General features: G+C 72.0%; 9 protein-coding genes and 1 pseudogene. 6 read left to right on the forward strand and 4 right to left on the reverse strand.

Annotation, left to right across the window (positions count from 1 at the left end; genetic code table 11):
* Positions 1-193: 193 nt before the first annotated feature.
* Positions 194-1,462, reverse strand: coding sequence for a 5-aminolevulinate synthase (gene hemA, locus ACLBXO_RS29245; protein WP_026604818.1), 1,269 nt, complete (start codon positions 1,460-1,462; stop codon positions 194-196).
* Between the two features lie 351 nt (positions 1,463-1,813).
* Between hemA and ACLBXO_RS29250 the strand changes: the two genes are divergently transcribed.
* Together ACLBXO_RS29250 and murA are read left to right on the forward strand one after the other, a co-directional pair.
* Positions 1,814-1,993: a hypothetical protein gene (locus tag ACLBXO_RS29250; RefSeq protein WP_447687600.1), complete on the forward strand. Its 180-nt coding sequence runs from the start codon at positions 1,814-1,816 to the stop codon at positions 1,991-1,993.
* Positions 1,994-2,079: 86 nt separating this feature from the next.
* Positions 2,080-3,369, forward strand: a complete 1,290-nt coding sequence (gene murA, locus ACLBXO_RS29255; protein WP_331293619.1) for a UDP-N-acetylglucosamine 1-carboxyvinyltransferase — start codon at positions 2,080-2,082, stop codon at positions 3,367-3,369.
* A gap of 46 nt (positions 3,370-3,415) precedes the next feature.
* Here murA and ACLBXO_RS29260 read toward each other — a convergent pair whose 3' ends face one another.
* The gene (locus ACLBXO_RS29260; protein WP_447687601.1) at positions 3,416-3,811 is read right to left on the reverse strand and encodes a hypothetical protein; all 396 of its coding nucleotides are present in this window, start codon (positions 3,809-3,811) and stop codon (positions 3,416-3,418) included.
* 188 nt (positions 3,812-3,999) lie between these two features.
* Here ACLBXO_RS29260 and ACLBXO_RS29265 point away from each other — a divergent pair, with 188 nt between their 5' ends.
* The 4 genes from ACLBXO_RS29265 to ACLBXO_RS29280 are packed head-to-tail and all read left to right on the forward strand — an operon-like array spanning position 4,000 to position 6,762.
* Positions 4,000-4,446, forward strand: coding sequence for a DUF2948 family protein (locus ACLBXO_RS29265; protein ID WP_447687602.1), 447 nt, complete (start codon positions 4,000-4,002; stop codon positions 4,444-4,446).
* Between the two features lie 21 nt (positions 4,447-4,467).
* Positions 4,468-5,763 carry a histidinol dehydrogenase gene (gene hisD / locus ACLBXO_RS29270; protein ID WP_331316922.1) on the forward strand — a complete coding sequence of 432 codons (1,296 nt, stop codon included), beginning with the start codon at positions 4,468-4,470 and terminating at the stop codon, positions 5,761-5,763.
* Positions 5,764-5,773: 10 nt separating this feature from the next.
* Positions 5,774-6,256, forward strand: coding sequence for a UPF0262 family protein (locus ACLBXO_RS29275; protein ID WP_331316921.1), 483 nt, complete (start codon positions 5,774-5,776; stop codon positions 6,254-6,256).
* A gap of 23 nt (positions 6,257-6,279) precedes the next feature.
* Complete coding sequence (locus tag ACLBXO_RS29280) at positions 6,280-6,762, forward strand: arsenate-mycothiol transferase ArsC (protein WP_331316920.1); 483 nt, start codon at positions 6,280-6,282, stop codon at positions 6,760-6,762.
* A 95-nt stretch (positions 6,763-6,857) separates the two neighbouring features.
* Here the strand turns inward: ACLBXO_RS29280 and ACLBXO_RS29285 are convergent, their stop codons facing one another.
* The gene (locus ACLBXO_RS29285) at positions 6,858-7,184 is read right to left on the reverse strand and encodes a hypothetical protein (RefSeq protein ID WP_447687603.1); all 327 of its coding nucleotides are present in this window, start codon (positions 7,182-7,184) and stop codon (positions 6,858-6,860) included.
* Positions 7,185-7,287: 103 nt separating this feature from the next.
* Positions 7,288-7,413, reverse strand: a pseudogene (locus tag ACLBXO_RS29290) (transglutaminase-like cysteine peptidase); the annotation flags it as partial.

Here is a 7,413-nt window from a genome sequence, read left to right on the forward strand (position 1 = left end):
CGGGCGGCTTCCTCAGCGCGCAGCCTGCGCGGTCAGGCCGACCTCAGCACACCGCCGCACCCGTCGCTGCGAGCGGAGCGAAGCAATCCAGGGCATCGGGCCGTCGGCGGATGTGGCATCCCTGGGTTGCTTCGCCCTGCTCGCAGAGACGGGCGCCCGCAGCACAGCCTGTCGCCGGAAGGCGGCGCGGATCCTACTCGGCGGCCTCGACGAAGACGGTACCGGCGCGGGGCAGGTCCAGGGCTTGCCAGGTCTCGCCGAGAGCCGCGGCGAGCCGCTCGATATGCGCCGCGTCGTGAAACGGCGACGGCGTGATCCGCAGCCGCTCGGTCCCGCGCGGCACGGTCGGGTAGTTGATCGGCTGAATGTAGATCGCGTGGTGCTCCAGAAGATGGTCCGCCGCCGCCTTGCACAGCTCGGCATCGCCCACCATCACCGGCACGATGTGCGTCTCGGTCTCCAGGACCGGAAGACCCGCCGCGCTCAGCGCCGCCTTCGTGGCCGCCGCCTGGCGCTGGTGCGCCTCGCGCTCCGCGCTCGAGCGCTTCAGGTAGCGCACCGAGGCCCGCGCCGCCGCCGCCACCGCCGGCGGGAGCGCCGTCGTGAAGATGAAGCCCGGCGCGAAGCTGCGCACCGCGTCGCAGATCGCCGCCGAGGCGGTGATGTAGCCGCCCACGCAGCCGAAGCCCTTGGCCAGGGTCCCCTCGATCACGTCGACCCGGTGCATGACGCCGTCGCGCTCGGCGATGCCGCCGCCGCGCGGGCCGTAGAGGCCGACGGCGTGGACCTCGTCCAGGTAGGTCATCGCGCCGTAGCGCTCGGCCAGATCGCAGATCGCGCCGATCGGCGCGACATCGCCGTCCATCGAGTAGACCGACTCGAACACGATCAGCTTGGGCCGGTCGCCGGCCTGCCGCAGCAGCTCCTCGAGGTGGGCGAGGTCGTTGTGGCGAAAGATCGTCTTGGCGCAGCCGGAATGACGCACGCCCTCGATCATCGAGTTGTGGTTGAAGGCGTCCGACAGGATCAGGCAGTCGGGGATCAGCTTGGCGATGGTCGAGATGCCGGCTTGGTTGGAGACGTAGCCGGAGGTGAAGACGAGGCCGGCCTCCTTGCCGTGCAGATCGGCGAGCTCGCGCTCCAGGTCGACCAGCGGCGAGGTGTTGCCGGCGATGTTGCGGGTGCCGCCGGCGCCGACGCCGCAGCGCGCGGCGGTCTCCGTCATCGCGGCGACCACTTCCTTGTGCTGGCCCATGCCGAGGTAGTCGTTGGAGCACCAGACGGTGATCTCGGTGGTCTTGCCGTCCGGCTGGCGCCACTTGGCGGTCGGGAAACGCCCCGAGATCCGCTCGATGTCGGCGAACACCCGGTACCGACGCTCCCCGTGCAACTGGTCCAGCGCGCCCCGGAAGTAGCGCTCGTAGCCGGATCCGGCGCGCGTCGATCCCGCTTGGGCGAGCATCGTGCTGGGCATCCGGGTGACGATCATCGAGCGTCCTTCGCGTGTTCGGCCGAGCGGGCGACACCGCGCGATGAGCGGCGTCTCAGGCCCGCGATCGAGGTCCGGCCTCGGTCCAGTCCTTCGCGTGAGGGCCGCAAGATACGCGCGGATCTGGAACTGGTTCAAGGTAAGGTTCCGACATCGCAGCGTTGCATCCGTTGAGAGGCCCGCGTTAACCCGCTAGCGTCCGGCAGGATCTTCCCACCCCGAACTCGGCTCCCGCCCCCTGTAACAGCTCATGTCTCCATCCGCTGACGGCTCATCCGGCGGTGACCGCCCCGCCCCGACCTTGCGGCGACCAAGGGTCGCGCCGTGACGGGCCCGAAGGACGAGCGCGCGGAGCGCCTCAAGGCCGCGCTGCGCCAGAACCTGCGCCGCCGCAAGGCGCAGGGTCGCGGACGGGCCGAGGCGAGCCCGTCCTCGGGCGCGGACCAGTCCTGCACGCGCGAATCCGACGGAAGCAGTCCTGATTCCGACAAATCCGGTCTATAGGGCACGGCCAAGCCTGGGCGCTGCCGCGCCCGCGATCAGCACGGCCGGCCGCGCGCCCTCGCGGGTGCGCCGCCCGAGGACATACGATGGACCGCATCCACATCACCGGCGGCGCGCCGCTCAACGGCGTGATCCCGATCTCGGGCGCCAAGAACGCGGCGCTGCCGCTGATGATCGCGAGCCTGCTCACCGGCGAGACGCTGGAGTTGATCAACGTGCCGCGGCTCGCCGACATCGCCGCACTGACGCGGATCCTCGGCAACCACGGCGTGGACCACATGGTCGTGGGCAAGCGCCCCGGTCAGACCACCGAGACGGGCCAGACGATCCGGCTCACCGCCTCGAACGTCATCGACACCACGGCGCCCTACGAGCTGGTCTCGACCATGCGGGCGAGCTTCTGGGTGGTCGCGCCGCTGCTCGCCCGGTTCGGCGAGGCCAAGGTGTCGCTGCCCGGCGGCTGCGCCATCGGCACCCGGCCGGTCGACCTGCTGATCATGGCCCTGGAGAAGCTCGGGGCCGCGATCGAGATCGACGCCGGCTACGTCGTCGCCAAGACCAAGAACGGCCTGCGCGGCGCCGAGATCGCCTTCCCGAAGGTGACGGTGGGCGGCACGCACGTGGCGCTGATGGCCGCCGCCCTGGCGTACGGGACCACGGTGATCGAGAACGCCGCCCGCGAGCCGGAAGTGGTCGACCTCGCGGAGTGCCTGAACAAGATGGGCGCCAAGATCCGCGGCGCCGGCACGCCGCGGATCGAGATCGAGGGCGTGGCCCGCCTGAACGGCGCCCGCCACGAGGTCCTGCCCGACCGGATCGAGACCGGCACCTACGCGATGGCGGTGGCCATGGCCGGCGGCGACGTCGTGCTCAAGGATACGCGGGCCGACCTGCTGCACTCCGCCCTCGACGTCCTGTCGACCACGGGCGCGGAGATCACCCAGGTCGAGGGCGGGATCCGCGTCCGCCGCAACGGCGCCGGCATCGCGGCGGTCGACGTCACCACCGACCCGTTCCCGGGCTTCCCCACGGATCTCCAGGCGCAGTTCATGGCGCTGATGACGCTGGCCAAGGGCCAGTCGCACATCCGCGAGACCATCTTCGAGAACCGGTTCATGCACGTGCAGGAGCTGGCGCGCCTCGGCGCGAAGATCCGCCTGGAGGGCGACCTCGCCATCGTCGAGGGCGTGGACCGGCTGAAGGGCGCCCCCGTGATGGCGACCGACCTGCGCGCCTCGGTCTCCCTCGTCATCGCCGGCCTCGCCGCCGAGGGCGAGACCCAGATCAACCGGGTCTACCATCTCGACCGCGGCTTCGAGGCGCTGGAGGCCAAGCTCGGCCGCTGCGGCGCGCAGATCGAGCGCGTCCGGGCCTGAGCGGCAGCGCTCGGTCCGAACCGGCCGGCGCGGCGGCACCCGAGGCTCAGTCCTCGATCTGCCCGCGCTCGTAACCGAAGCCGGGAATCTCGCAGCCGCAGGGCGCGTTGGGGGGCGCCGGGCGCACCATGCACGTGCCGCGGGCCGTCACGCAGACACTGTCGTCCCACCGGCGCCCGAACTCGCCGCGCCAGCGCGGGGCGCGCCCGTCGTACGCATCGTCACCCGGCGGCGGGGGCGGACGCCAGCCGTACCCGTCATCCGCGGGCGGAGGCGGCGGCCGCCCGCCGAGCGGCGGCGGTGCGTAGACATCCCGGTCCGGCGCCGGGCGGCCGTAGAGGTAGGGCCGCGCGTCCGGGCCGACCTGCGCGACGGCGGATCCGGCCGCCTGCAGCCCGATGGCCAGCAGCGCCATAACCGCGCGCTCGGTGAATGCGGCCATGTGAGACCCTGCCCCGGCTCGTCCGCCGACGCATCTAGACGGCGACGCTGGGCCGAGCCTGTACCGGCTCGGGATCGCGATCCCCAGACCAGCCGTTGCCCGAACGGGGCTCCGCCGCTACCTACGCCGTGCCGCGGGCCGGCCCTCGCCGCCCGACCCGCGCCCCGTATTCCCCGAGGACCCTCTGCATGGAGCTGCTCAGGCTCGCCGCCCTCGACACCGAGGACCTGACCGTGATCTCGGCCCATCTGCAGGACGCGATCCTGCGGCCGCAGGACCTGACCTACCTCGCCGGCGAGCACCGCTTCCTCATGGCCGCGCGCCGCTTCGACTGGACGCCGAACGCCCCGCCGCGCCGGCGCCTTGCCGGCCTGCATGTCGAGCGCGTGCTGGGCGTGAAGAGCCGTGGCCTCACGCCGGACGACGCCACGCCCATGAGCCTCCTCGCCCTCACCTTCGAGCCGACGGACGCGCCCTCCGGGCACATCGACCTCGTCTTCTCCGGCGGCGCGGCCCTGCGGCTGGAGGTCGAGTGCATCGAGGTCCGGATGAAGGATCTCGGCCCGGTCTGGGAATCGGCGAACCGTCCCGGGCACGACATCGACACCGATACGGCCGCCGGCTCGGCGGCCTGACGCGAGACAGAAGGCTTCCCGATGGTCCGGCTCGACAGCAGCGATCCGAATTTTGCCGCCGCCTTCGCGCGCCTCCTGACGGTGAAGCGCGAGATCGCCGAGGACGTGGACGAGGCGGTGCGCGGCATTATCGCCGACGTCGTCGCCCGCGGTGACGACGCGCTGGTCGATTTCACCCGGCGCTTCGACAGGCTGGGCGCCGACTTCTCCGCGGCGAACCTGCGGGTCACGGACGGAGAGATCGCATCCGCCGTCGCGGCATGCCCGCCGGATTCGCTGGAGGCCCTGCGCCTCGCCGCCGAGCGGATCGAGAGCTTCCACCGGGCCCAGAGGCCCGCGGATCACCGGGCCACCGACGCCCTCGGCGTCACGGCCGGCTGGCGCTGGACGGCCCTGGAATCGGTCGGGCTCTACGTCCCGGGCGGCACCGCGAGCTACCCCTCCTCGGTGCTGATGAACGCGCTGCCCGCCCGCGTCGCCGGCGTGCCGCGCCTCGTCATGGTGGTGCCCACCCCGGACGGTCAGATGAACCCGCTGGTCCTGGCCGCCGCGCAGCTTTCCGGCGTCCACGAGGTCTACCGGGTGGGCGGTGCCCAGGCGGTCGCGGCCCTCGCCTACGGGACCGCCACGATCGCCCCCGTGGCCAAGGTCGTCGGGCCCGGGAATGCCTGGGTGGCGGCGGCCAAGCGCCGGGTCTTCGGCCAGGTCGGGATCGACATGATCGCCGGCCCCTCCGAGGTGCTGATCCTGGCGGACGGCCACGCCAACCCCGACTGGATCGCCGCCGACCTGCTGGCCCAGGCCGAGCACGACGTGGCCGCCCAGGCCATCCTGATCACTGACAGCGCCGAACTCGCCGGCGCCGTCGAGGAGGCGGTCGAGCGCGCGCTGACCACACTGCCCCGCCGGGAGATCGCCCGGGCGAGCTGGCGCGACTACGGCGCCGTCATCCGGGTCCGCACCTTCGACGAGGCCGTGCCGCTGGTCGACCGCCTCGCCCCCGAACATCTGGAGATCGAGACGCAGGACGCGGAGGCGCTCGCCGCCAAGGTGCGCAATGCCGGCGCGATCTTCCTCGGCTCGCACACCCCGGAAGCGATCGGCGACTATGTCGGCGGTCCCAACCACGTCCTGCCGACCGCCCGCTCCGCCCGGTTCTCGTCCGGGCTGGGCGTGCTCGACTTCATGAAGCGGACGACGATCCTCGCCTGCACGCCGGAGAGCTTGCGGGCGCTCGGCCCGGCAGCGATAAACCTCGGCCGGTCCGAGGGCCTGGAGGGGCACGCCCGCTCCGTCGCGATCCGGTTGAACCTGTGAGGTTTTGGGGATGGCGGAGAAGCAGCGCGGGCCGAACCGCCTCGCGAAGGTGAGCCTGGACGAGGCGTCCATCGCCCGCGGCAATCCGGATCAGGAGCACGAGCGCGCGATCGCCCTGTTCGACATCCTGGAGGACAACTCCTTCACGATCCCCGGGCGGGAGGGTCCCTACACGCTCACGCTCGGCCTCGTCGAGAACAAGCTGTCCTTCGCCATCACCACGGTGGACGGCGAGCCGGTGATGACGCACCTCCTGTCGCTCACGCCGTTCCGGCGGGTGATCCGCGACTATGAGATGATCTGCGAGAGCTACTACAACGCGATCCGCACGGCCTCCCCGTCGCAGATCGAGGCGATCGACATGGGCCGGCGGGGCCTGCACAACGAGGCCTCAGACACGCTCAAGCAGCGGCTCGAGGGCAAGGTCGACCTCGACCACGACACGGCGCGCCGCCTGTTCACCCTGATCTTCGCGCTGCACTGGAAGGGCTAGGCGCCCTCCGCGCCGACCGGCGAATGGCTGAGCCCGCTCCCGAGCCTCCTCCCGACGCTTCTCCGAAGAAGCGGCGGGTGCAGTCCGTCCTGTTCATGTGCAACTACAACGCCGTGCGCTCCGTGGCGGCGGAGGCGATCGCGCGCGCCTATTTCGGCAAGTCGACCTACGTGCAGTCGGCCGGGGTCCGCTCGGGCGAGCCCACCGACCCGTTCATGGTCGCGGCCCTCGACGAGGTCGGGATCGACGCGAGCCGGCACCGCCCGCGGACCATCGAGGAGTTGGAGGACTGGGAGGGTCTGAACTTCGACCTGATCATCACCCTCGCGCCGGAGGCGCACCACCGCGCGCTGGACCTGACGCACACGCTCGCGGCCGATGTCGAGTACTGGCCGACGCCCGACCCGACGCTGCTGCAGGATGCGTCCCGCGAGCAGCGCCTCGACGCCTACCGCGACGTCCGCGACGGGCTGACCCGGCGGATCAAGGCGCGTCTGAAGCCATAGGCGGAAGCGTCGCGTCCTGACGGTCTCGCGTCACCGAGGGGCTCGCCCCCGCGGCGCTTGGGAATGTCGCTCGCCGCTCCGGGCCGCGGCCGCGATCAGCCGCGATCGCCGATGAGCCAGGCCCGGATCCGGCCGGCCAGGAGCGGCCGCGCGCGAAGGACGTCGTCGCCGTCGAGGAGCGGCGAGGCCGCGAGCGTCGCGAGATAGGCGTCCTCGGCCGTGCGGCAGGCCCGGAAGGCGGCGTCGGCGGCCAGATCCCGGTCGGTCAGCGCGGCCTGGATCCGGAAGTTGCGGCCGACGCAGTCGCGCCATGCGGCGTGGCGGAGTTCGGTCTCGCTCGCGGCCCGCGCGGTGCCGCAGGCAGCGGCCACGAGGACGACCGCGAGAAGCGGGACCGGCGTCACGTGGCGAGCTCGCGGCATCGTTGGGGCACTCCGTCGTCCGACAGAGTGGCGCCGCAGGGTTAGCGATCCGTTAAGGAACGGCGCCCGCGGCGCGCGTTCCACGGCCGGCCGCGTGCCGTGCTCACCGGTTGGCGGTGGTGACCGGGGAGGTGACGCCGCCGAGGGAGACCCAGGCGACGGCGTCCTGGCTCTCGCGCTTGATGAACACGTAGCCGGTCTTGTGCCAGGGCACGATCGCGTTGGTCTT

Source organism: Methylobacterium sp. C33D, assembly GCF_053345825.1.